Source organism: Akkermansia muciniphila (genome assembly GCF_002884975.1).
Taxonomy (GTDB): Bacteria; Verrucomicrobiota; Verrucomicrobiia; order Verrucomicrobiales; family Akkermansiaceae; genus Akkermansia; species Akkermansia muciniphila_C.
In genome coordinates, this window is the sequence record NZ_PJKB01000002.1 from 81,943 (window position 1) to 104,088 (window position 22,146).

Sequence of the window (22,146 nt, forward strand, 5' to 3'; positions counted from 1 at the left end):
TTTAGACATCAAACTTGCGCGGAGTGCAACACAATTGCATCATGAAGCCGTTCTTATGGAATTGTTCACGGAAGCCGATCATCTGGCGGAAGCCCGGTACAGGAAACTGTTGCGGGACCAGCCCGGCTTTGTGTGGAGGCGGTTTTCAGACGGGGAGGAACTGATGGCGTACGTCTTTTTCCCTCCCGGCCATGACGCGGGCGCGTCTGCGCCCTCCGTGTTGTTTTTCCACGGCGGCATGTGGGTGGGCAAGAGCCTGGGTGATTTTGTGCCGTGGGCTCTTCACCTTGCCCAGCAGGGTATTGTGGGCATTATCCCCATGTTCCGCACCCGGGGCGCCTATGAGGTGGAGCCCATGGATATTCTGGAAGAGGGCCGGGAAGCCTGGGCCTGGGTTTATGGAAATGCGGCCCTGCTGGGGCTGGACCCGGCGCGCATTACCGTGGCGGGGAGTGATGCGGGCGGCCTGATGGCCCTGCATGTGGCCCTGCCGGACCATCCCGCGCGCTGGTCCCTGTTCCGTAAAAAGGCCCCCCTTCCTCCCGGCCCCGCCGCCGTGGCCCTGTTCCGCGGCGTATGTGACCTGGCGGCGCAGTCTGCCTTTAAGCTGGGCGGCATGATGCCCCCGGAGCAGAGGGATGCCGTCAATCCCCTGCGGCGCGTGCAGAAAGGGCTGCCGCCCCTGTTCGCCAGCCATGGCGGAAGGGACAGGCTGCTGCCGTGGCGCAACAGCGAGCGGCTGGCGGAACTGTGGCGGAAAAAGAAGAACCGCTCCAGATTTGAGCTTCTGGATGTGGCGGACCACACATTTTACCATTTTAATGTGAATGCCGCCTACTTTGAGCAATTGCTCAACAGTTGGAGCGCCTTCATGGTGGAACAGGGCATCTGGGAGTATAACGAGGGAATGGACGCCGGATTGCTGGGCTGACCGGAAGGGGAACGTGCCGCCCGTAAAATGTGCGGCGGCAGGGGAAGGGCGCTTTCCTGTCAGCGGCCTCCCAGCATGTTTTCCCGGATTTCCTGCATGTCCCGGCGGAACGCGGGCTGCGTTTGCGGAGTGGGCGGCTGGATATCCCATTCCTTCATCTTTTTGCGGACCTTGAGGAAGGCCTCCTGTTCGCTGGCGCCGTATTTCTTGCAGACGGTGGAGAGGGTCAGTTCCGGCCCCGTAAAATGCCCCTTCAGGAAGAACGGAAGGTCGTGCTGCCAGGCGCGCCGGAAATCCTCCGGGCATCCTTCCGTGCTGATAGGAGAAAAAAGTGCCTTCACCTGGCTTTCCCGGATGCCCCCGCTGTTCATGCAGATGGCGGTTTCCATGTAGGCGAGCGTGAATTCCAGCATGACCCGTTCAATGGATTGCTTGGCCTGGGCCAGTTGGGCCGGGGTAAGGCCCATGACCTCGGCGCGCAGGACGGCCAGGGCGTTCAGAATGGCCTTGGGATCTCCGCAGGTGCGCGGGTCCATGCGGGGGATTTTTTCATCCTCGTCATAAAGGGGGATGGGAGGATGCACCTGCGGATTGATCTTGAACAGTTTACCCTGGAGCCGTTCCCGGAGGTCCTTCAGGCTCACGCCGTACTTGCGCAGGACGGGAGCCGCGTAATTGCGGCCCGGTTTGGCCGTTTGCCGCAGCCATGCTTCCTGAAAATCCGCGGGGCATTGCTGGAGCCCCGCCGCCAGCATGGCGTTCCGGAAGTCCTCCGCCCTGGGCGTCTTGTTGGCATAGGCGTGGGTCCATTCCATTTCCAGCATCCAGATGGCGGTCAGGCCCAGGAATTGTTCAATGGCCTGTTTGGGTTCCGCGGCTTCCGGTTCAGGGAGGGCGGAGGCCGGGGCGTGCCAGCAGAACGGGAGCAGAAGGGCGGAAACCAGGAGGGAGCGGAGCGTATGCATGGGGAAGGAGGATTGGGGGGAAAGAAGTAACGTCATTCAGCCGTCACCGTGACGTCCAGCGGACGGTCGGAGACGGGAAATTGCAATTCATAAAAGCCGTTCCCCAGGTCCCTGACAGGGGTACTTCCCGCCTTGACGGCGCCTTTTCCATGCCAGACGACTACCGGGCCGGATTCCTTGACGCGGAAACGCAGGGTGTCCGCCCCGTATTCCGGAACGGCGGCCAGGGCGCACGGGGCGAGGAACTTGTCACCTCTGCCGATGACGGACCAGCCCCGGACGATGGGCGCCATGATGAACAGGCGGTCCTTGAAGCCCGTGAGCTCCACGTCCAGGTCCGGCTGGTCCTGGGTCAGAGCGCGGCCGCCTTCCGCGGAATAGGCGGCGATCCCTTCCGGGGGAAGGACGGCATACGCCTCCGCCGCCTTGCCGTTCAGCAGGGCGGCGGCATTTTTGTAATCCGCCAGGGAAATCCTGCCGAGGACCGGTTCTGACGGAGAGGGGTGCCTGAGGTTGTACAGCACCACGGCGGCGCTTTGACCGGGCAGCGGGGCGATCACCCGGTACAGGCGGTTCTCGTTCATGGCGTCCAGAAAGACGGAATCCGGCAGGGGGACGGCAGGGGCCAGCGGCCGCAGCAGAAGGCCGTCGGACCAGACCAGGGGCATGATGTTTTCCGGGTTGAGCTTGTCAGCCGGGTCTGAAAGGTAGACGGGGCCCCCGGATACGGCCTTGGAAACGGCCATGAGGCGCGCGCTGGTGGGGTCCGTGGAATGGAACATGTCATGGTCCGGCCACGCGGTCTGCCCCAGCCAGAGCGTATTGGCGTAGGACTGGAGGATGTGGGACTTGCCCATGGCTTCATCCCCCAGCTTGTAGTCAATGCTGCACCGGGTGATGGCGCTGTAGCGGGTATTCTGGATATTGACGGTGCCCTGCGCCATGCAATTCATCAGGCTGAGCCCCGTTTTACGGCAGGCCTGCTCCAGGGCCTCCGAGCACTTGGTGTTGTGGTGCACCGGATTGTCCAATCCATCCGTATGCTTAAGGTATTCCGCCTGCACGTCGATCTTCACGAAATCGAACCCGGCGTTCTTGACGGACTGGAGGAACGGCCCGTAAAACGCCCCTGCTCCTCCGGGGCCGTCACCGGGAAGGATTTTCCCCTTGGAGGTGGTGACCAGCCCGCGGGCCGTCTGGGCGTCCAGCTGGTGTTTGGGATGGATGCCGTTCCACAGGCCATAGTAACAGTTCCACAACCCCATCCATTTCAATTTGGGGCTCTTGTGCTTCATCAGGGGCTCCCATCCCTGGGGGAACTTCTCCTGATTGGTCTGGAAACTGATCAGTTTAAGGTCCTTCTCGGTCTGGAAGCCGTCATCCACCAGTATCCACCGGACGGGAATGGGTGAGGCCTCCAGCTGGCGGGCTGTCTGTTCAAGCAGTTTGGAGGAAATATTCTTTTTATACTGCTCCCAGCTGCACCAGCCCAGGTACTTGAACGGTTCCGGATAGGCCTTTTTTTCACGCGGGAAGGTTCTTCCCTTGATGAAGGGAAGGGAGAGGGCCTTGTTCCATGCGGCGGAACAGGCGCGGTAAATATCCTTGTCCACGGCGGTGACGGCCAGGACAGGCTGCGGTTTTACCGTGGAAGTTCCCAGCGTTCCGTATTCCACCAGAAACCTGCCGTCCCCGTCAAGCTTCAGCCACGCGAGGGAGTCGGGGGTGGCGACGGGCAGCACCGCCATGAAACTCCCGTCCTTCAGGTGGAACAGCGCGAACATGGCGTGGTCCCCGGGCTTGGCTGTGCTGGGGTTCGGTTTGCTGTCCAGCAGGTTGCCGGGAGCTGTCTTGCCGAACCAGGGCAGAACCCGGTTGCCGTCCCCGGGCCAGCGCCCCCGGTCCGCCGCGAACCAGCAGAAGGACTGGTATGGAGGAACCGGCAGGGGACGTGCGGTTTTCCCCGGCAAGGGAGTAATGGAAGATATCCGGGTCTGGGCTGCGGCGGTCCAGACGGTCAGGGCCGCCAGAACAAGGGCAGGGAAGGTAAACGCTCTCATGGAATCATCATTAAGTTAAGGAAGGTGGCGGAAGGGTTGGCGGGAAGCACGCCTCTGTTTTCAGGAAAAAGACGCTGCGTTATGATGGCAGGGCATTTGCCGGAGACGAGAAAAAAATGACTGTTCCGTTTCGTTCCCCCATCTTTTTTCCCATGAAAGAAGGAGGGGAAATCCGATATGGAAAACCCCAAGCGGGGTACGGTTGCATGTCTGGATTTTTGATCTCAAAATGTTTCTGGGAAAGGTTGTTACAGTTTAATGAACAGGCTGCGCCGGAAGAAGGCAAATAAAACCAGCCATTGCAGCAGCAGAAGGGAGGCGGCGAGAAGGACGGGTTGCACGGAAGGGAAAAAATCCGCCGCGCCGCTGAAAATGCGGTTGTTCAGCTCATGCACGTTCACCAGGGTGTGAATCAGGTACGCGGCCAGCGCGTTCAGGCCGATGATGCGGAGGGGGAAGGCCCATGAACCGCCCTTCCACACATCCACGGCCAGGTGGAACAGGGACAGGGCGATCAGGGAGGCCCCGGCTGCGGCCAGGACGAAGGTTCCCGTCCACATGCTTTTAATGATGGGATAAACGCCGTCCAGCATCAGGGCGCCCCAGAACAGCAGCATGCCCGCGGCCAGCGTCAGAAGGCAGAAGCGCATGGGCCGTTCCCGGTTTTTCCGGAGCTGGTTGCCCGCCAGCCAGCCGCCCAGGCACAGCGCGGCGGCGGAGACGATGCAGAGAGGCCCCTCCGGATCAAAGGTTCCCCCGTGCAGGCGCCCGGGGAGCCAGTGTGTGTCCACCCATGAATTGACGGAGCCGCCAGGCGTGAAATTGCCGCCCGTGAATTGGAGAACGGCCACCAGGGCCAGCAGCGCTGCTCCGGCAGCAGCCACGGGGCCCTGCCGCCGGAGCAGCAGAACGCAGGTGCCCGCGATGGCGCAGGAAAGGCCGATCAGCCCCAGCACGGACGCATACCGCATGTCCTCCGTCCACGTGAGCGTTCCGTTGACGAGCATGCCCAGCAGGGCCAGGATGAGGGCGCGTTTCCATATCTTGAGCAGTCCCGGAACGGCAGAGCCGTTCCCGTCCGCATGCCTTGCCAGGGAGAAGGACATGGAAACGCCGGAGATGAACACGAAAACGGGGAATACCAGGTCATACAGCCGCAGCCCTCCCCATGCGGCGTGGGTCATCTGGCGTCCGGCTTCCTGGAGGAAGGCGTTTTCCGGGTTTCTGGAGGCCAGCAGCAGGACCAGGGCGTCCAGCCCCAGGATGATGAGCATGTCCAGCCCGCGCAGGGCGTCCAGGGAATGCAGCCTGGAGGAGCGGACGGGAGCTGGAGAGGTGGAAGGCATGGCGGCGCGGAGGGAGAACGGCAAGAGTTACGGCAGGAAAAGGCCAGGTTTATCAGGATTCCTGAAAACATGCCGGAACGGAGGGGAATCGTGCTTGATTTCCATGGAGGAAGAAGGTAAAGCAGGCCGCATGCCGCGCACCCCTCTTTCTTTTCTTCTTTTCCTGTGTGTCTCCCTGGTGCTGGCTGCCTGTTCCTCCACGCCGAAGACCCCGCATGGCAAGCCGTTGATGAAGGACGGCAGGTACGCCTCTTCCTATGACGCTTTTGTGGCGGATCCCCAGTACCGTTTTACGCGTGACATCTGGTATCATGACGGGCGCATCCGCCAGGCGCAGACGAAGAACAGCAAAATCGTGGTCCGTCTGAAGGACCAGCGCGGCGTGCTGTGGGTGAACGGTGAGCCCGCCATGGATTTTCCCGTATGCACGGGCAAATCCACCCATGAGACGCCCCGCGGCAGGTTCACGATCATCCAGAAGGATGCGGACTACCGTTCCCGGTCCTACGGCAGTGTATTTGATGCAAGCGGCGTGTGCGTGAATTCGGACGCCACTTCTTCTTCCCGCGTGCCGTCCGGCGGCAAATTCATTGGGGCCAAGATGCCGCTGTGGATGCGCATCCACGGGGGAATAGGGCTGCATGTGGGAACCGTGTACCGGGACGCCAACTCCCACGGGTGCATCCGGGTGCCGGTGGAGGCATGCCGCATTTTGTTTGACAAATGCGGCATGGGAACAACCGTAATAGTTCAGGAATAAGCGCGAGCGTGAATAATCGTTGATTCCTTACGGTGCATCTGTCACACTCCTGCAAGCTGATGAAAATGAAGGTTCTGATACGTTCCCTGGCATTGCTGGCCGGGCTTGCCGCCTTGACGGCGCATACGGCTTTGGGCCAGGCCTCGTCCCGTCATTCGTCTTCCCGCGGGGGGACGCCCGTGCGCCAGGCCGCGGCGGAACAGCGCGGAGAGGATGACGCCGTGGAAACGGTGGACCTGGGGGATAAGAAGAGGGAATCCGGCACGGCTTCCGGTGAACGTGAAGGCGTGGCCGACGCTCCGGAAATGCCCACGGAGACGGACAAGGAGCAGAATGGCCTGGATTCCCTTTCCCTGATACCATCCCTCAATGGAGGGAGGCTGGACGCGGCGCGGGAGGCGCATACCAGCACCCGGCCTTCCGCCCGGACCATGGCCCTGCTGATTCCTGCCCCGCGCGGCCCCATCCTGGACCGCCACGGAGAGCCTCTGGCCGTGACCACTGTGGCCTACCAGCTGGCCCTGCGGTTTGAAATTTTTGAAAACCCCGACCGCTCCCGGGTGGTGGAATTCGGGCGCAACTGCCTGGAACAGGCCAAGAAAATTGCCGGAAAGGCGTGGTCCTTTTCCGATGACCAGCTCTGGAAGCATTATGAGCACCGCCGCTGGCTGCCTCTACCCCTTACCAACGTCATCCGCGCGGAGGAAGCGGAAAAACTGAAGGACAAGGTGAAAGGGGTGCGCGGCCTCCAGCTGCTGCCCATTTACATCCGTTCCTACCCGGAAAAGGCGATTGCCGGCCACATCATCGGTTATGTGGGGTCCAAGGGGAAACTTCCTACCGGACCCATCAACCACATGGACCCCCTCTGGGAGCAGGTGGAAGGCCGTGCGGGGCTGGAAAAGGAATTCAACAAGGACCTGACCGGAACGCCCGGCGTATGGCGCCTGATGTTTGACGAAGACGGCAACAAAATTCTGGACGAACTGCAGATACGGCCCAAGCCCGGCGGCGCGATCGTCACCACCCTGAACCTGAAATGGCAGCAGGACGCGGAACGCATCCTTTCCCGCGGCAAGAGGCGCGGCGCCATGGTGGTGCTGGACTGCGTAACGGGTGAAGTGCTGGTGATGGCCTCCACGCCGTCCTATGACCCGAACATGTTCATCCCGAACATTTCCCAGAAGGATTACGACGCCCTGCGCAACGACCCCGCCGGGCCCCTGGGCGCCCGTGCCTTCCAGGGCCGCTACCCTCCCGCCTCCACCTTCAAGGTGATGACCGTGGCCAGCGCGCTGAAGAACAACAAAATCACGGAAAACACGCAGATCTACTGTCCGGCGGCTATCACGATCGGCAACCACGTCTTCAACAACTGGAGCAAAACACCCCTGGGAGACATCAACTGCATCCGCGCCCTGGCGATGTCCAACAACCCGTTCATGTACCAGATGGGCCTGAAGCTGGGTGCGGAAGCCCTGATGGATACGGCCCGCGCCTTCGGCCTGGGGGAACGGACAGGGCTCCCCATTCCGGATGATCCCGGCCTGGTGCCCACCAGCGAATACATGGTCCGCAACTACAAGCGTGATTTCATGTCCGGAGACGCCGCCAACCTGTCCATCGGCCAGGGAACCCTGCTGGTCACGCCGCTCCAGGTGGCCCACATGATGTCCGGCGTGGCGAACGGCTACCTGCCCCGGCTTCAGCTCATCAAGCAGATTCAGGACGGCAACGCCAACGTCATTTACGCCCCCAAGCCCCAGGAAGTCCAGCGCCCCCTGCCTGCTTATGAACGCGCCCTGGCCAGCGTGCGCAAGGGCATGAGGGAAGTGATTGAAAACGGCACGGGGGGGCGTGCGCGCCTGTCCTATTCCAGCATCGCCGGGAAGTCCGGAACGGCCCAGTGGGGGCCGGAACGGGAAGACAAGCGTCTGGCCTGGTTTGCCGGATTCATGCCTTGTGACAATCCCCGTTTCGCCTATGTGGTGCTGTATGAAGGCCGCGCCCACGAACGGCTGGGCGGCGGCGCTGCCGCTGCTCCCATCGTGAAGGAATTCTTTGAGACGGAAAAGAAGGACATCAAGGCCATCATTGATCCTCCCAAGGATGATATTCCCGTGGCGGAACCGGTGGAGGAAACCCCTGAAACGGCTGCCGCAGCCCTCCGGGAACGCGGGGAGTCCCCCGCCGTGGTGCCGGATAACCTGCCTCCCGGCCTGTATGATCCGGAAGGGATGGAGCCCATCAAGGTTCATGAGATACCCGCAGACCTGGATGATTCTTCCGATGCGGAAATCAAGGCTACTCCGGTAGGCGGCTCCCGTTCCGCCGCACCATCCGCGCCTCCCCTTTCGGAAGACCCTTCCGCCGCTCCCCTGAGGCCGCGCCGCGGTGATTCAGACTACATTCCGGGCCTTCCCCGGCAAATCCCCCGTAATCTCAACCATTCCTCCCCTGTGACCGCCCCGGCGCCTAAGGCCCCCATGCCGGAGGATGACATCCCCATGGCGGAGCCGCTTTAAAGTGTGGCTTCTGCCGGGAACCCCTGCGTGGCGATGCTGGGCGGGAAGGGCGTTTTTCCGTACGGGTGTTCCCGGAACGCCGCGGCTTCCCATGTCATTGCTGTTCTTCATTATGCTTGCGCGGTTGGGAAGAACTCCCTATATATGCGGATGATGCACGTCGGTGAGACTGCTTCCGCAAGGAAACGGCGCTTTTTGCCGGATGGCATCATGACCCCCCACGTTTCAAGATAATGAAAACGCATTATTTCTACTCCATACCCTGTTTTGCGCTGACCTGCGCTCTTGCCGCCTGCTCTGACGACAATAAATCCTCTTCCGCCAAGGCCGGACAGGACGCCGCCGGCTTAACTCCGGCTGCCGCTCTTGACCCCTCCGCCCCCGTTGCTTCCGATTTGGTGGCGAAACGCGCCGAACGGCTCGGACTGGCCGCCCTGTTCCCCAGGGACATGGGCATGGTGGCCGGTGTTTACGACATCCCCGGCATCATTAAAAGCGTTCAGAATCTGAACATGGTCAAGACCTGGGGGAACTGCTCCGCGGAACAGAACGCTGACGAATCCGTTGCCATTCCGGGAGAAGATGCCCCCAAGCCCGCCCAGGCCAAATGCTCCGTCAACAGCCCCGTCATTGACGCGATGATCGGCTTTGGTCCGGAATGGGCTCCGTGGATGGACAGTGCGCAGGACGCTTTTACCAGCGTGGGCCTGAACCAGATGCAGGGAATGTTATCCACTTACAAGCTTTTCCAGGCCTCCGCTGATGGAAGCAAGGGCTCCAATGATGCGGCCAAGGAGGCAATGGTCAACAGGTACGCTGAGATGCTTATCCAGTGGGTCGATTTGATGGACCTGCGTCCCTCCCAAGCCGCGACGGCACCTGTGATGGTAGCCGCCAAATTGACGCCGGAGGCCCTGGCCCAGGCCAAGGCCACCCTGAAGGACGCCAATCTTCCGGAGGACATGGAACTGCATGGAATGGTCTCCCTGTATGACAAGACCTACAACGGCCTGCCCTGCAAGGTGGCGGAAGTGGACTGCAAGAAAGTGCGCGTGAAGCTGGAAGAAAAACTGGATGAGGCGAAAGCCAAGATGAACCTCTCCCAGGAAAATATGGACCGTCTTAAGGCGGCACTCAAGCGCCTGGACGAATCCAAACTGTATGTGGCCGTCACTTTTGTGGATGACACCCTGGTGGGCTTTGTGACCACTAATCCTGAAAAACAGGTTCGTCTGGCGGCTTCTCCGCAGGACTCCATTCTGGCGCGTCCGGATTTCTCCATGGCTGACGCCCAGCTCCAGTATCCTGCCTATGGCCTGCTGTTTGCGGACAAGGCTTGCGCGAAGGGCCTTATTAACCTGGACATCGCCTACTACAAGGGCATGTTCGCCGGGCTGAAGGACCTGATGCAGACGGTAGGCACCGACTGGAAGATTGCCGATCTGGCTCCTTCCATGGCCGCGCTTGATTCCATGAAGGGCAGCCTCCTCGGGCTGTATGAAAAGGTGGCGCAGAATGCCACGCCCGTTTCCTACTACGCGTGGCAGGACCAGGGGGTGCATGTGGAAGCCTGCACGTATCCGCTTGAATTCTACCTGCTGGATGCCCCCTCCTCCATGAACTCCGTCCGTCCCGGGGCGGATACGGTGCTGTATTCCTCCTTCCGCATTAATCCGCAGATTGTTGACATGGGCTGTACCCTGTATGAAAGCATCGCGCAGATTGGCTGGGATTACGGCAATGCCTACATTTCCAACCCGAAGCATGACGTAAGCGACCAGATCCGCATGGTCGCCCCCATGCTCCAGATGGCCCGGCCCACCCTTGAAGAACTCTGGAAGGCGTACAAAACCGCTCTTTCCGGCATCACGGATTCCGGCGTTTACATTGTGGACATGAAGGGCGCTCCCAGCCCCATGCTTAAGAATGTTCCGGCTCCGCGCTTCTCCCTGGTGTATGAAGTGAAGAACCGCGCCGCTCTGGGAGAAGCCTGGCAGAAAGTAACTGACGCCGCCAAGACCATCGTTACCCTGGCCAGCCAGGGCAAGATGACGGAACTCCCCGCTCCCAAGTCCTCCGTGGAAGGGGATGTCACCACGTATGATTACGAGTGCCCGCTGGGCGCTGACCTGAATCCGGTGGTGGCCGTGACTGACACCCGCTGGGCCGTCAGCATGCCCAAGGCCTTCGGCATGGAAGTCATCAAGGAATCCATGAAGGCCCCGGGGCAGGTGGCTCCGCTGGAATTCCAGCTTAACCTGGTTCCCGTCCGGGACGCCCTGAAGACCGCCGCGGAAGGCAACAAGGATATCCAGAAGGCTGTGAAGGTGCTGGACGTGATCACTTCCGACGTCACGGGCGTGCACGCCACGGGCCGCAAGGGCGCGGACGGCAGGGACGTGTACCATATTCACGTGATTTCCGCCAAGTAACAGAGGCATTAAATTGAACTGGCGGGCTTCCGGGAAGAAATTCCCGGAAGCCTTTTTGATGGCTGGCGGGGCGTTCGTGCCGTTCCGGAACCCGGGCTTGAAAATTCCCTGGCGGCTGCAAGAAAATGCGGGGAGTGTTCTGCGAGCCCCTTAAGATTGTATACAAATGTTCATAATTTACATGCGTGCCAGGTTTTGGACTTGCCAAGGGAACGGGGAGAGTACACAATTAAAACCGTCAAATAAAGGGGAAGGTACCCCCCCTTTTTCCGTATTTACAGGAGTTGGCGCGAGTAATGGTGAAAGACAGACGATGAGCAGATTTTTCCAGTTCCTGTGGTTGGCGGCGTTGGCAGTGCCCGGCATGATGGGCGGGAGCGCCTGTGCGGCGGAGGAAGGCGCGGGACACGGACTGGAGCAGGCCGCCCCCCAGCTATTTTCCATTCCTCTTCCCGGTGGCATTGAACTGCCGGTGTCCAACTCCATGCTGATGCTTTTTCTGGCGGTGCTCCTGATAGGCATAGTCGTATGGTCCGCCACCCGCGCCATGCGCATCCTGCCCTCCCGGCTGCAAAATGCGGTGGAATACTTTTTTGAGACCCTGTACAATTTTGTGGAGTCCCTGCTGGGGCCGCGCCTGACGCGCAAGTACTTCTGGTACTTCGGAACCATTTTCACCATCATCCTGGTCAGCAACTACATGGGGCTCCTGCCCGGAGTGGGCACCATCACCTACAATGGGGTGCTGCTCTTCCGCGGCGCGAATGCGGACATGAACGTGACGATGTTCCTGGGCATCTTTTATGCGCTGATGTGGCTTTACTGGTGCATCCGGGAACAGGGGGTGAAAGGCTTCTTTGTCCACTTGTTCGGGCCCAAGGGAAGGCTCCCCGGCTTCATGGGGTTTGTGCTGGTGCTTATCTTCCTGTTCGTGGGGCTGGTGGAGGTCCTGAGCATCACGATCCGCCCGATTGCCCTGGGCGCCCGTCTTTACGGCAACATCTACGCCGGGGAAACGATCATTGAGACCATGGCCAATATGTTCGGCCCGGTGCTCAGCTCCCTGTGCGTGCTGCCGTTCCTGGCTATTGAACTGCTGGTAGGCTTCATCCAGGCCCTGGTGTTCCTGCTCCTGACGGCCATTTTCCTGAAACTTCAGGTGGGGGACGGCGACTCCCACAGCCACGCGGCCAGGGATGGAGAAAAGGAACCGCCCGTGCCGGACAGCCTGCCGCCCGGAAAGGCTTCATAAGCCGAACCTTCAACTTTCCGTTCCGGACCATGGGCAACCTGTGGGGGAACGTTCAACAAAAACATAAAACCATACAACAACATGATTGATCCTACTGCAATGACCTCCCTGGCCGAACTGTCCGGCAACGTGGGCTTCGGCCTCGTCACCATCGGCGCCGGCATCGGCATCGGCCTCATCGGCGCGAAAGCCGCGGAAGCCACCGGGCGCAACCCCGGCGCCTCTTCCCCCATCATGGTGATTGCCATTACGCTGGCCGCCCTGATTGAAGGCGTGGCCCTGATCTCTATCTTTGTGAAATAACCCGGACGCTCCGTTCCCGGAGGGAGCTTTTTCCGCTCCGGGGCGGCGCAGCCGTTCCTGCCGGTCCGGAAAACTTCCGGCATGTTTCAACCCGCTCATTTTATGCTGAATCTCATAGCCGACCAGTCCTGGAATCCCTTTGCTCCCTTCGGGGTGACAAGCTGGGAGCCCTTTCTTGCCAACCTGATCGCCTTCATCCTGATGGTGGTGATCCTGCGCTACCTGGCGTTCAAGCCCATCCAGAACGTTCTGGAAAAAAGGCGCCAGCGCATTGAAGAAGGGGAGGAAATGCGTGAGGAAAGCGAGCGCCAGCTTGCTTCCGTAAAGGAGCAGACGCATGAAATGCTGGTGGAGGCTGGTGAAAAGGGACAGGAAAAAATAGAAGCCGCCAAGGAAGCCGCCTCCCGCCTGCTGGAAGAACAGGAAGCGGAGGCTGCCCGCAAGGCGGAGGAAATCGTCAAAAAAGCCCGAGAGCTTGCGGAACTGGAACAGCAGAAGGAGCGCGACGCGCTGAAAGAGCAGTTCGGCCAGCTGGTGGCCCTGGCTACGGCCCAGGTCACCGGGAAGGTGCTGACGGAAGAAGACCAGCGGAGAATCAACCGGGAAGCAATCGACAGCCTGGATTCCTGAAATAATTTATGAAAATCGGAAAGGACACGCAAAATGCCGCCCGCAGGCTGTTCCGGCTCTGCCTGGACGGGAATACCGTGGCGGAGGACCGCGTGCGCCTGATCGCCCGGAAAATTGCGGAACGCAAGCCGCGCAATTACGAAGCCCTGCTGGCGGCCTTTTCCCGCATGGTGGAATATGCCGTGAAGAGCCGTACGGCCACCATTCAAAGCGCCGTGCCGCTGACGGAGGAGGAGCGCTCCCGGATTCAGACGAAACTGGCGGCCAAATACGGCGACGGCCTTTACTACAACTGGGAAGTGGCGCCTGACCTGCTGGGGGGCGTCCGCATCCAGGTGGGTGACGACGTGAAGGACGGCTCCGTGCGTTCCAAAATTGACCGCCTGGCCGACCTGGCCCGCACCCTTTCCAATTAACCAACGAACTTTTTTCCCATGAGCAACATACTTCAAGAACTCGAAGCAGAAATTAAAAAAGCCACGGCTCCCGTCAGTCAGGAAAACGTAGGCGTCATCCGTTCCGTAGGGGACGGCGTCGCCAAGATCGAAGGGCTGAGCGACGTGATGCTCAATGAAATGATTGAGTTTCCCGGCGGCGTGATGGGCCTGGCGATGAACCTGGAAGAACATGAGGTGGGCGCCGTGATTCTGGGGGATGATTCCAACTTGAAGGAAGGGGACCTGGTCAAATGCACGGGGCGCCTCCTTTCCGTGCCTGTGGGCCGTTCCCTGCTGGGCCGCGTGGTGAACACGCTGGGAGAACCCATTGACGGCAAGGGACCGATCAAGGCGGAAGCCTACTACCCCGTGGAAAAGATCGCCTCCGGCATTATTTCCCGCCAGCCCGTCACCGTTCCCGTGCAGACGGGCATCCTCCCCATTGACGCCATGATCCCCATTGGCCGCGGCCAGCGTGAACTCATCATCGGGGACCGCGCTACCGGGAAAACCGCCATTGCCATGGACACCATGATCGCCCAGGCGGAGCAGAACCGCATGGCGGAGGAAGGCAGGCTGCCGGACCACCAGCCGCTGTACAACATTTACGTGGCCATCGGCCAGAAGCGCGCCAACATCAGCCGCCTGGTGGCCAAGCTGGAGGAAACCGGGGCCATGAAATACTCCATCGTCGTGGCGGCTTCCGCGTCGGACCCCGCCGCCATGCTCTACCTGGCCCCGTACGCCGGCTGCGCCATGGGGGAATACTTCATGGACAAGGGGGAGGACGCCCTGATCGTTTACGATGACCTCTCCAAGCATGCCGTGGCCTACCGCCAGATTTCCCTGATTCTGCGCCGCCCGTCCGGGCGTGAAGCATATCCGGGAGACGTCTTCTACCTGCACAGCCGCCTGCTGGAACGCGCCGCGCGCATCAACAAGGAACACGGCGGCGGCTCCCTGACGGCCCTCCCCATCATTGAAACGCAGGCCGGGGACGTTTCCGCCTACATTCCCACCAACGTCATTTCCATCACGGACGGCCAGATCTTCCTGGAAACGGACCTGTTCTACCAGGGGGTGCGCCCCGCCATCAACGTGGGCATCTCCGTCTCCCGCGTGGGTTCCTCCGCCCAGACGAAAATCATCAAGAAGCTGGCCGGCTCCATCAAGCTGGACCTGGCCCAGTTCACGGAATTGCAGGCCTTCGCCCAGTTCGGGTCTGACCTGGACCCCAGTACCAAGGCCAAGCTGGCCCGCGGGGAGCGCATCGTGGAGCTCTTCAAGCAGAACCAGTATGAACCCAAGATGCTGGGGCTGGAAGCCGCGGACCTGTACGCCATGCAGAAAGGGTACTTTGACGACGTTCCGGTGAACAGGATCAAAGAATGCCAGAACGCGTGGGAGGCCTACATGCAGGACCAGCATCCGGACCTGCTGGAAAGCATCCTGAAGGAAAAAGACCTGACGCCGGAAATAGACGCGGGGCTTAAAGACGCCATTGAATCCTTCAAGCTCAGTTGGAACTAACCATTACGGGAGCACTGAACCATGGGCAACCTGAGAGACATCAGACGCCGGATCAAGTCCGTCAAAAACACGTCCCAGATCACCAGGGCGATGCAGATGGTGGCCTCCGCCAAGATGCGCCGCGCCCAGGACCAGGCCGTGAAGGGGCGTCCCTACATCCGCGCCCTGGCGGAAGTGCTCTACCACCTTCAGGATGAAATTGACACCAGCAACAGCCCGCTGATGCAGACCCACGGCGGCGCGGACCTGGTGCTGCTGGTGAATACGGACCGCGGCCTGTGCGGCGGCCTGAATGCCAACCTGATCAAGATGACCAGGGAACACGCGCCGGAAAACGCCCATTACATCACCATCGGCCGCAAGCTGAACGCCGCGCTGGCCAAATGGAATGAACGGCTGGAAGCCACCTGGAGCCTGACGGACCCGCTCTCCCTGCTGGAATTGAAGCCGGTGTTTGACTTCATCGTGCAGAAATTCAAGGCGGAGGAATACGGGCGCGTCTTCATTGCCTTCTCCGGTTTTGTGAACACGATGGTCCAGAAGCCCATCTTTCGCCAGCTTCTCCCCATTGAAGCGGAACCGTTGATGAAAATGGCGAAGGCCGGAGGCGCGGCCCTGGACGGGGAAAACGCCCACAAGCAATTCCTGCTGGAACCCAGCCCCTCCGCCCTGCTGGATACCATCCTGCCCCTTTACGTCTTCCACGGCCTGGTCCAGATCGTGCTGGAAGCCCGCGCGTCCGAGCACTCCGCCCGCATGGTCGCCATGAAGGGCGCCACGGAAAACGCCAAGAACATCATCGACGGCCTCACCCTGGACTACAACAAGGCCCGCCAGACGCAGATCACCAATGAACTGCTGGAAATCACCACGGCCATGCGCGCCATGGAATAACGCCGGACTCCGCTTCTTCACCCACCTTTCAAACAGAACCCTCACTCCTCTTATTTCAACACCAAGTTTTTCTCATGATGAATAACACAGGCACTCTCGTTCAGATCATCGGCGCCGTGGTCGATGCGGATTTTTCCCAGGCTGAAACGCTTCCGGCCCTGCTCAATGCGCTGGAAGTGGACTATGAAGTTGACGGAAAGCGCAAGACCCTGGTGCTAGAAGTCCAGCAGCACATCGGCGATGGCTGGGTGCGCGCCGTGGCCATGAGCTCCACGGACGGCCTGCGCCGCGGCATGCCCGTGCGGGATACGGGGCACCCCATTGAAGTGCCGGTGGGGCAGTGCGTCCTGGGCCGCATCTTCAATGTGCTGGGTGACGCCGTGGACGAACGCGGCGCCCTTGACTGCGCCGGGAAAAAGAGCATCCACCGCAGCGCCCCTCCGCTGGAGGAACAATCCACCAGCACGGAAGTGCTGGAAACGGGTATCAAGGTGATCGACCTCATCTGCCCCTTCCTGAAAGGCGGCAAAATCGGCGCCTTCGGCGGCGCGGGGGTGGGCAAGACCGTGCTCATCATGGAACTCATCAACAACATTGCCAAGGCGCGCAGCGGCCTCTCCGTCTTTGCCGGGGTGGGGGAACGCACCCGTGAAGGGAACGACTTGTACAATGAAATGATAGAATCCGGCGTGATTAACCTGGAAAAGCCGGAGGAATCCAAGGTGGCCCTGGTGTACGGCCAGATGAACGAGCCTCCCGGCGCCCGTCTGCGCGTTGCCCTGTCCGCCCTGACCATGGCGGAATACTTCCGCGACGAGGAGCACAAGGACGTACTTCTCTTCATTGACAACATTTTCCGTTTCTCCCAGGCGGGATCGGAAGTGTCCGCCCTGCTGGGCCGCACGCCGTCCGCCGTGGGCTACCAGCCGAACCTGGCGGAGGAAATGGCGGATCTTCAGGAACGCATCACCTCCACCAAGCACGGTTCCATCACCTCCATGCAGGCCGTTTACGTTCCTGCGGACGACCTGACGGACCCGGCCCCGGCCACTACCTTCGCCCACCTGGACTCCACGGTGGTGCTGGAACGCTCCCTGGCCGCCCAGGGCCTGTTCCCCGCGGTGGAGCCGCTGTCCTCCACCTCCAAGGCCCTGGCCCCGGAAATCGTGGGGAATGAGCACTATGAGGTTGCCCGCGGGGTGCAGATGGTGCTGCAGCGCTACAAGGACCTTCAGGACATGATCGCCATTCTGGGCATGGACGAGCTTTCGGAAGAAGACAAGCTCATCGTGAGCCGCGCCCGCAAGATACAGCGCTTCCTGACGCAGCCTTTCCACGTGGCGGAAGTCTTCTCCAGCATACCCGGCGCTTACGTGCCCGTCTCGGAAACCGTCCGCGGCTTCAAGGAAATCCTGGAAGGCAAGCTGGACATGGTTCCGGAAGACGCCTTCTTCATGCGCGGCGGCATAGATGACGTCCTCAAGGATGCAAAGGATGCCAAATAACCCCTTTTCCCGCAGTTCCACACCATGAGCATGGAGTTCAAAGTCATTACCCCGGATGAAGTGGCCGTTGCCGCCACGGTGGAATACGTGTACCTGCCCGGCAGCCTGGGGGAGATGGGCGTGCTGGAACACCATACGGCCCTGATCACCTCCCTGGAACCGGGGGAACTCCGCTATAAGCCGCTGGACGGCCCGGAGGAAAGCATGGTAGTGGGGACTGGCTTTGTCCAGGTCAATGACGACCATGTCCTGATGGTGACGGACCTGGCCCTCAACTCCTCCCAGATTGATGAAGGCAGCGTGGAACGGGCCATTCAGGAAGCGCAGGAAGTGCTGAAGGCCCGCTCGGAAATGTCCCGCGAGGAACAGGCCCGGTTTGAGGCGAACCTGACCAAGCAGATCATGATGCTGAACTTCAAGCGCAAACACAAATCCCCGGGCAGATGATGGCGGAAGACTGGAACGACACGTTTTACGACCTTTTCCGCGAGGCGGTGGGGCGTTACCATGAAGGCCACAGGAATGTGGACGGCTTCTTTACGGACCAGGAAATCATCTTCCTGTCCTCCATCGGCTGCCGCACGCGGGAACTGTTTGACTTTGTGGAACTCTATGCCCGCACGGGAGAACCTTCCCCCACCACGGTACTACTGATGGCCGCGGTGCGCAGGGACTTCTTCCTGACCATCCAGCACGGGCAATTTTACCAGGGCAAGCCCGTGATCGGGTATGATTTGCCAGGCTTTGGAGACGAATTAAGCGGCCTTCCCTACCTTCCGCGCCTGATTGCCAAGGCGCGGGCCAAGCTGGTCGGCTCCATGGGGGATGACATCATCTACTGCTGTGATAATGACCGCCGCTTCTTCCGGGAACACGGCAACATCCATCCCGCCGATTTCCTGCGGGTAGTATGGGCCGCGGGAGACAGTGACCCCAAGGTGTACGACTACGTGCGCCAGTGCACGCTGAGTTCCACGGCCAAGCCGGTCGATGGTGAATGATGTTTCTGCATCGTGCCTCCTTTTGGAGGGAGGAGGCCTGATAAAGCAGGGCGTCTGTAGAACTACCTCCAACTGAATGGTGTTTTCACACAGGTCGTACAGGGTGAATAATATAATAAAATGGATAAAAAATAATAAGAAAATCAGTTTTTCTATTATAGCATTATTGGCCTTGCTCATCTTTTTCCTTTATCCTGGCAATGATATTACATGCCTGGACATAGTACCCCCTGCGACAGCCAATATTCAATCTGCCCAGGCCGGAGATGTGTTAAAAATGGATATTCCCGATTCGGAACACAAGCTCACCTTGATTTTCATTCCAAAAGGAAGCTACCCAATTGCAAAATCCGACCATCGTACGGAAATTACTTATCCCTACTGGCTGGGGAAGTACGAAATCACACAGGAGGAATGGGAAAAGATGATGGGATGGATCCCGATTCCGGAATTGGAAGACAGATGGACCATCACAACGGGCGCACGGTACCCCATGTGCCAGGTATCCTATGATGAATGCCTGGATTTTTGTGATCGATTAACCGAGATTGCACGACAACAGGGGATTCTTCCGGAAGGATATTGCTTTTCCCTGCCTACGGAGGCACAGTGGGAGTTAGCCTATTCCTGCGGCAAGGAAACCGTTCTTCCCGATAATCTTGAGGAAGTAGCATGGATGAATCCTCACGATGCCAATACAGGGGCCTATCCTGTGGGACAAAAAGAACCCAATGCATGGGGGTTTCATGACATGTTGGGCAACGTATGGGAGTTATGTGCGGATTTTTATCATTCTCATCGTTTGCATGGCAGCAATCCCGTCAACTGGAAAACGGATACCGGCAATTTATCAACCGATACTGGTTTATCAGTCACCTCCCTCGGGGGAGGAGTGTTTTCTTTCATACCCGATAATGAGAAAGATATACCTCGTGAAAGATATCATGCTGATTCAAGAAGAGCCAGTACCGGATTGAGAGTAGCGTTAGTCCCGGTTCAGCAACATCAATTGTTGAAAAAAAGGTTAAAACACCTACACCCTGTTCCGGATTGGCTGATAGACATCAAGGGTTCATTCGAACTGATCTGCATGTATATGAAAACATATTGGAAGACTTTAATGAATTATTGTTGAAGGTATAGACAAGATGAATACAAAAAATGTTATAACTTGGGTCATTCCCATTATTTTGTTTGTTGTTAATATATGTGTTACGTATGTTCTACAGCAATTTTATAATAAAAATAATGACACGCAATTGGGGTATTTGGTTTTCTATTTAATTCTTGTTTTTTTGATCTTTTTGTTTTGTTGGGTGTACTCTTTCTTCTCAAACAGGAAAAAACCATTGATATTTATTGCTGTTTCCATGGTTTACTTTTTTGTTATATTTTCAATATTATCATTAATTTTTCCGTTCCTTTAAGAGTCTATTACTGTTTTAATAGTATCCTTAATGCATGATATTTTACTTAAATTAATCCATGCTGAATGTGCTTGATCGAAATAATAAGGAAATCCATGAAATGACATGTGTTTCATTTTAAACAAGCGTTATAAGTTTTAACAAAAACAAGCCCTCCGGGAGCAGCAACTTTCCGGAGGGCTTGTTTTTGTAGATTCGTATCAAATAATTTTGATGGTTGTATATTCTTTTAAGCTGCGCCTTTCTCAATAAGGGTGGCAGCATGAGAGTTATCTATGAAAATTACTGATTTTGAATGCAGAAAGCCCTTTCATTATGACGTCGGTGGGTTCTGCGTCTCATAGAGAATCAATTCAAGCTGGCCCAGCGTATCGGGGCGGCCTTTCAGGGCCATGCGCTTGAGGTATTTGGCGAAGGCGGGGCGGCGGTGGTATTTGCCGACGACTTCGCCCGTTGTTTTCAGGCGCAGGAGGTACTTGTACGTGGTGACGCGGATGGCGTCCGGTTTGGCGGCGGCGCAGGGGACGGCCCCTATTTCCCGGCAGATTTGTTTCCACCGCGCGCCGTGGGTGCGTTCTCCGTGGCGCGTCCAGGCCAGGGCGTGGGCTATCTCGTGCAGGATGGTGTCACGGATTTCATGGGGGGCTTCCAGATTGGCGCGGACAAAGTGGACGGAAATGGAAATGCTTTTTTCCAGCAGGCGGCATACGCCCAGCCGCCTGCGGGCACGGTCCCAGCCGAATTTCCAGTCCGGGAGGCCCAGTTCATCCATTTTCAGGCGGGCATAAATTTCAATGTCCCGGAAGCTGTCGCGGTTGCCGGATTGGAGGTTCCCGATGGTCATGCTGCGGGGAGAGCATAGCACGGAACGCAGGGAAGGAAATACGGAGAAGGGCATCATGACGGAGTTGCCGCAGAGAATATGATTTTTTATGGGAACAGCCGTTTTTCTCTGCAGACCCGCGAAAAAAGAACGCATGCGGAAAGGTTGAAGGGCAGTGCGACGTAATAGGAAATATCGCCATGAGTTCAGCTTCCGATACCAAGCCGCAGAGGATTGCGGCCATTGACGCCCTGCGGGGTTTTGACATGTTTTTCCTGACGGGGGGGCTGGCCCTGGTGGTAGCCGGCATTAATCTTTTTTATGACCAGAGCCCCGCATGGCTGGTGAAGCACAGCACGCACGTGAACTGGGAAGGGTTTGCGGCCTGGGACCTGGTGATGCCTCTTTTCCTGTTCATTGTGGGGACGGCCATGCCGTTTTCCTTTTCCAAGCGCATTGGCACGGAACCCATGTGGAAGATTTACCTGAAGGTGGCCAAGCGGGTGGTGGTGCTTTTTTTGCTGGGCATGGTGGTGCAGGGGAACCTGCTGAGTTTTGAACCGTCTAAAATGTCCCTGTACTGCAATACTCTCCAGGCCATCGCCTCCGGCTATCTGATTGCGGCCATTTGCCTTCTTCATCTGTCCATCCGGTGGCAGGTGGTCGTCACTGGCCTGCTGCTGGCCGTTTACTGGCTGGTCATGAAGTTCATTCCCTTTTCCGATCCCGTGGTAGGTTCATGCCCGGCCGGCATGCTGGAGCCGGGAAGGAACCTGGCCCTGCTGCTGGACAAGTACCTGATGGGAGACTGGCAGGATGGAACGAATTACGCCTGGATTCTGGCCCAGTTCGGTTTTGGGGCCATGACCATGCTCGGGCTGCTGGGCGGGCAGATATTGAAAAGGGTGCAGGGGCATGGAAAAAAATTGCTCTGGCTTCTGGGTTCAGGCGCGGGCTGCCTGGTCCTGGGGTATGTCTGGAGCCTGGATTTTCCGATCATCAAGCATCTGTTTACCAGTTCCATGGTGCTGTGGGCGGCGGGCTGGTGCTATTTCCTGCTGGCCCTGTTTTACCTGCTGACGGACGTGCTGAAACTGAACTGGCTGACGTTCTTTTTCTCCGTGATCGGGAGTAACGCCATTTTCGTATACATGTGGGCGGAGTTGTGCCCTCCCACACGCAATTTCTCCCGCGTGCTGTTCACCGGGTTGAGCGAGTGCTTCGGGGATGCGAACCGGTTTGTCTTTTATTTGTGCAATTACGCCCTGATTTGGGGCGTGCTGTATTACATGTACAAAAACCGGACCTTCATCAAGGTCTAGGCT

19 protein-coding genes are annotated in these 22,146 nt (G+C 58.6%); 15 read left to right on the top strand and 4 right to left on the bottom strand.

Annotated elements, in window-relative coordinates; all coding sequences use genetic code 11:
* Positions 1–55 precede the first annotated feature (55 nt).
* On the top strand, positions 56–931 hold the full coding sequence (locus CXU21_RS06400; RefSeq protein WP_102725490.1) for an alpha/beta hydrolase: 876 nt from the start codon (positions 56–58) through the stop codon (positions 929–931).
* 59 nt (positions 932–990) lie between these two features.
* Here CXU21_RS06400 and CXU21_RS06405 read toward each other — a convergent pair whose 3' ends face one another.
* From CXU21_RS06405 to CXU21_RS12170, 3 genes are all read right to left on the bottom strand, one after another.
* The gene (locus CXU21_RS06405; protein ID WP_102725491.1) at positions 991–1,896 is read right to left on the bottom strand and encodes a hypothetical protein; all 906 of its coding nucleotides are present in this window, start codon (positions 1,894–1,896) and stop codon (positions 991–993) included.
* Positions 1,897–1,928: 32 nt separating this feature from the next.
* Positions 1,929–3,956 (bottom strand): Sip1-related alpha-galactosidase, encoded by a 2,028-nt coding sequence (locus CXU21_RS06410; RefSeq protein WP_102725492.1) that lies wholly within the window; start codon positions 3,954–3,956, stop codon positions 1,929–1,931.
* 248 nt (positions 3,957–4,204) lie between these two features.
* Entirely contained in the window at positions 4,205–5,302 is a 1,098-nt protein-coding gene (locus tag CXU21_RS12170; protein WP_146016994.1) for an acyltransferase family protein, read from the bottom strand.
* 103 nt (positions 5,303–5,405) lie between these two features.
* On the opposite strand from CXU21_RS12170, the gene CXU21_RS12175 reads away from it, so the two are divergent.
* From CXU21_RS12175 to CXU21_RS06485, 13 genes are all read left to right on the top strand, one after another.
* Entirely contained in the window at positions 5,406–6,062 is a 657-nt protein-coding gene (locus CXU21_RS12175) for a L,D-transpeptidase (RefSeq protein WP_180972288.1), read from the top strand.
* Between the two features lie 59 nt (positions 6,063–6,121).
* Positions 6,122–8,587 (top strand): peptidoglycan D,D-transpeptidase FtsI family protein, encoded by a 2,466-nt coding sequence (locus tag CXU21_RS06430; RefSeq protein ID WP_146016561.1) that lies wholly within the window; start codon positions 6,122–6,124, stop codon positions 8,585–8,587.
* 233 nt (positions 8,588–8,820) lie between these two features.
* Positions 8,821–11,019, top strand: coding sequence for a hypothetical protein (locus CXU21_RS06435; protein WP_102725495.1), 2,199 nt, complete (start codon positions 8,821–8,823; stop codon positions 11,017–11,019).
* A 313-nt stretch (positions 11,020–11,332) separates the two neighbouring features.
* Positions 11,333–12,271, top strand: a complete 939-nt coding sequence (atpB, locus tag CXU21_RS06440) for a F0F1 ATP synthase subunit A (protein WP_180972693.1) — start codon at positions 11,333–11,335, stop codon at positions 12,269–12,271.
* A gap of 81 nt (positions 12,272–12,352) precedes the next feature.
* Positions 12,353–12,574, top strand: a complete 222-nt coding sequence (locus tag CXU21_RS06445) for an ATPase (protein WP_102712081.1) — start codon at positions 12,353–12,355, stop codon at positions 12,572–12,574.
* Between the two features lie 102 nt (positions 12,575–12,676).
* Positions 12,677–13,204, top strand: a complete 528-nt coding sequence (locus tag CXU21_RS06450) for an ATP synthase F0 subunit B (RefSeq protein WP_180972286.1) — start codon at positions 12,677–12,679, stop codon at positions 13,202–13,204.
* Between the two features lie 8 nt (positions 13,205–13,212).
* Positions 13,213–13,620, top strand: a complete 408-nt coding sequence (locus CXU21_RS06455) for a F0F1 ATP synthase subunit delta (protein WP_102725497.1) — start codon at positions 13,213–13,215, stop codon at positions 13,618–13,620.
* Positions 13,621–13,638: 18 nt separating this feature from the next.
* Positions 13,639–15,171: a F0F1 ATP synthase subunit alpha gene (gene atpA, locus CXU21_RS06460; protein WP_102712075.1), complete on the top strand. Its 1,533-nt coding sequence runs from the start codon at positions 13,639–13,641 to the stop codon at positions 15,169–15,171.
* A 21-nt stretch (positions 15,172–15,192) separates the two neighbouring features.
* Positions 15,193–16,065, top strand: a complete 873-nt coding sequence (gene atpG / locus CXU21_RS06465; RefSeq protein WP_102712073.1) for an ATP synthase F1 subunit gamma — start codon at positions 15,193–15,195, stop codon at positions 16,063–16,065.
* Positions 16,066–16,142: 77 nt separating this feature from the next.
* Positions 16,143–17,570, top strand: coding sequence for a F0F1 ATP synthase subunit beta (atpD, locus tag CXU21_RS06470; RefSeq protein ID WP_102712257.1), 1,428 nt, complete (start codon positions 16,143–16,145; stop codon positions 17,568–17,570).
* 24 nt (positions 17,571–17,594) lie between these two features.
* Positions 17,595–18,017, top strand: coding sequence for an ATP synthase F1 subunit epsilon (gene atpC / locus CXU21_RS06475; RefSeq protein ID WP_102712071.1), 423 nt, complete (start codon positions 17,595–17,597; stop codon positions 18,015–18,017).
* A complete protein-coding gene (locus CXU21_RS06480; protein ID WP_102725498.1) occupies positions 18,014–18,571 on the top strand; it encodes a DUF5069 domain-containing protein in 558 nt (185 codons plus the stop codon). Before atpC ends, CXU21_RS06480 begins: the two co-directional genes overlap by 4 nt.
* A gap of 103 nt (positions 18,572–18,674) precedes the next feature.
* Entirely contained in the window at positions 18,675–19,706 is a 1,032-nt protein-coding gene (locus tag CXU21_RS06485) for a formylglycine-generating enzyme family protein (protein ID WP_180972694.1), read from the top strand.
* Between the two features lie 605 nt (positions 19,707–20,311).
* Here the strand turns inward: CXU21_RS06485 and CXU21_RS06490 are convergent.
* Positions 20,312–20,899, bottom strand: a complete 588-nt coding sequence (locus CXU21_RS06490; RefSeq protein WP_219723163.1) for a SprT-like domain-containing protein — start codon at positions 20,897–20,899, stop codon at positions 20,312–20,314.
* Between the two features lie 122 nt (positions 20,900–21,021).
* On the opposite strand from CXU21_RS06490, the gene CXU21_RS06495 reads away from it, so the two are divergent.
* Positions 21,022–22,143: an acyltransferase family protein gene (locus tag CXU21_RS06495; RefSeq protein WP_102725500.1), complete on the top strand. Its 1,122-nt coding sequence runs from the start codon at positions 21,022–21,024 to the stop codon at positions 22,141–22,143.
* Positions 22,144–22,146 lie beyond the last annotated feature (3 nt).

Excerpts from the sequence above, each read along its gene's own strand:
- CXU21_RS06400 (WP_102725490.1), top strand. The coding sequence starts at position 56 with ATGGAATTGTTCACGGAAGCCGATCATCTGGCGGAAGCCCGGTACAGG.
- atpD (WP_102712257.1), top strand. The coding sequence starts at position 16,143 with ATGAATAACACAGGCACTCTCGTTCAGATCATCGGCGCCGTGGTCGAT.
- atpA (WP_102712075.1), top strand. The coding sequence starts at position 13,639 with ATGAGCAACATACTTCAAGAACTCGAAGCAGAAATTAAAAAAGCCACG.
- CXU21_RS06455 (WP_102725497.1), top strand. The coding sequence starts at position 13,213 with ATGAAAATCGGAAAGGACACGCAAAATGCCGCCCGCAGGCTGTTCCGG.
- CXU21_RS06495 (WP_102725500.1), top strand. The coding sequence starts at position 21,022 with ATGAGTTCAGCTTCCGATACCAAGCCGCAGAGGATTGCGGCCATTGAC.
- atpC (WP_102712071.1), top strand. The coding sequence starts at position 17,595 with ATGAGCATGGAGTTCAAAGTCATTACCCCGGATGAAGTGGCCGTTGCC.
- atpG (WP_102712073.1), top strand. The coding sequence starts at position 15,193 with ATGGGCAACCTGAGAGACATCAGACGCCGGATCAAGTCCGTCAAAAAC.
- atpB (WP_180972693.1), top strand. The coding sequence starts at position 11,333 with ATGAGCAGATTTTTCCAGTTCCTGTGGTTGGCGGCGTTGGCAGTGCCC.
- CXU21_RS06450 (WP_180972286.1), top strand. The coding sequence starts at position 12,677 with ATGCTGAATCTCATAGCCGACCAGTCCTGGAATCCCTTTGCTCCCTTC.
- CXU21_RS06490 (WP_219723163.1), bottom strand. The coding sequence starts at position 20,899 with ATGATGCCCTTCTCCGTATTTCCTTCCCTGCGTTCCGTGCTATGCTCT.
- CXU21_RS06435 (WP_102725495.1), top strand. The coding sequence starts at position 8,821 with ATGAAAACGCATTATTTCTACTCCATACCCTGTTTTGCGCTGACCTGC.
- CXU21_RS06410 (WP_102725492.1), bottom strand. The coding sequence starts at position 3,956 with ATGAGAGCGTTTACCTTCCCTGCCCTTGTTCTGGCGGCCCTGACCGTC.
- CXU21_RS12170 (WP_146016994.1), bottom strand. The coding sequence starts at position 5,302 with ATGCCTTCCACCTCTCCAGCTCCCGTCCGCTCCTCCAGGCTGCATTCC.
- CXU21_RS06480 (WP_102725498.1), top strand. The coding sequence starts at position 18,014 with ATGATGGCGGAAGACTGGAACGACACGTTTTACGACCTTTTCCGCGAG.
- CXU21_RS06405 (WP_102725491.1), bottom strand. The coding sequence starts at position 1,896 with ATGCATACGCTCCGCTCCCTCCTGGTTTCCGCCCTTCTGCTCCCGTTC.
- CXU21_RS12175 (WP_180972288.1), top strand. The coding sequence starts at position 5,406 with ATGGAGGAAGAAGGTAAAGCAGGCCGCATGCCGCGCACCCCTCTTTCT.
- CXU21_RS06430 (WP_146016561.1), top strand. The coding sequence starts at position 6,122 with ATGAAAATGAAGGTTCTGATACGTTCCCTGGCATTGCTGGCCGGGCTT.
- CXU21_RS06445 (WP_102712081.1), top strand. The coding sequence starts at position 12,353 with ATGATTGATCCTACTGCAATGACCTCCCTGGCCGAACTGTCCGGCAAC.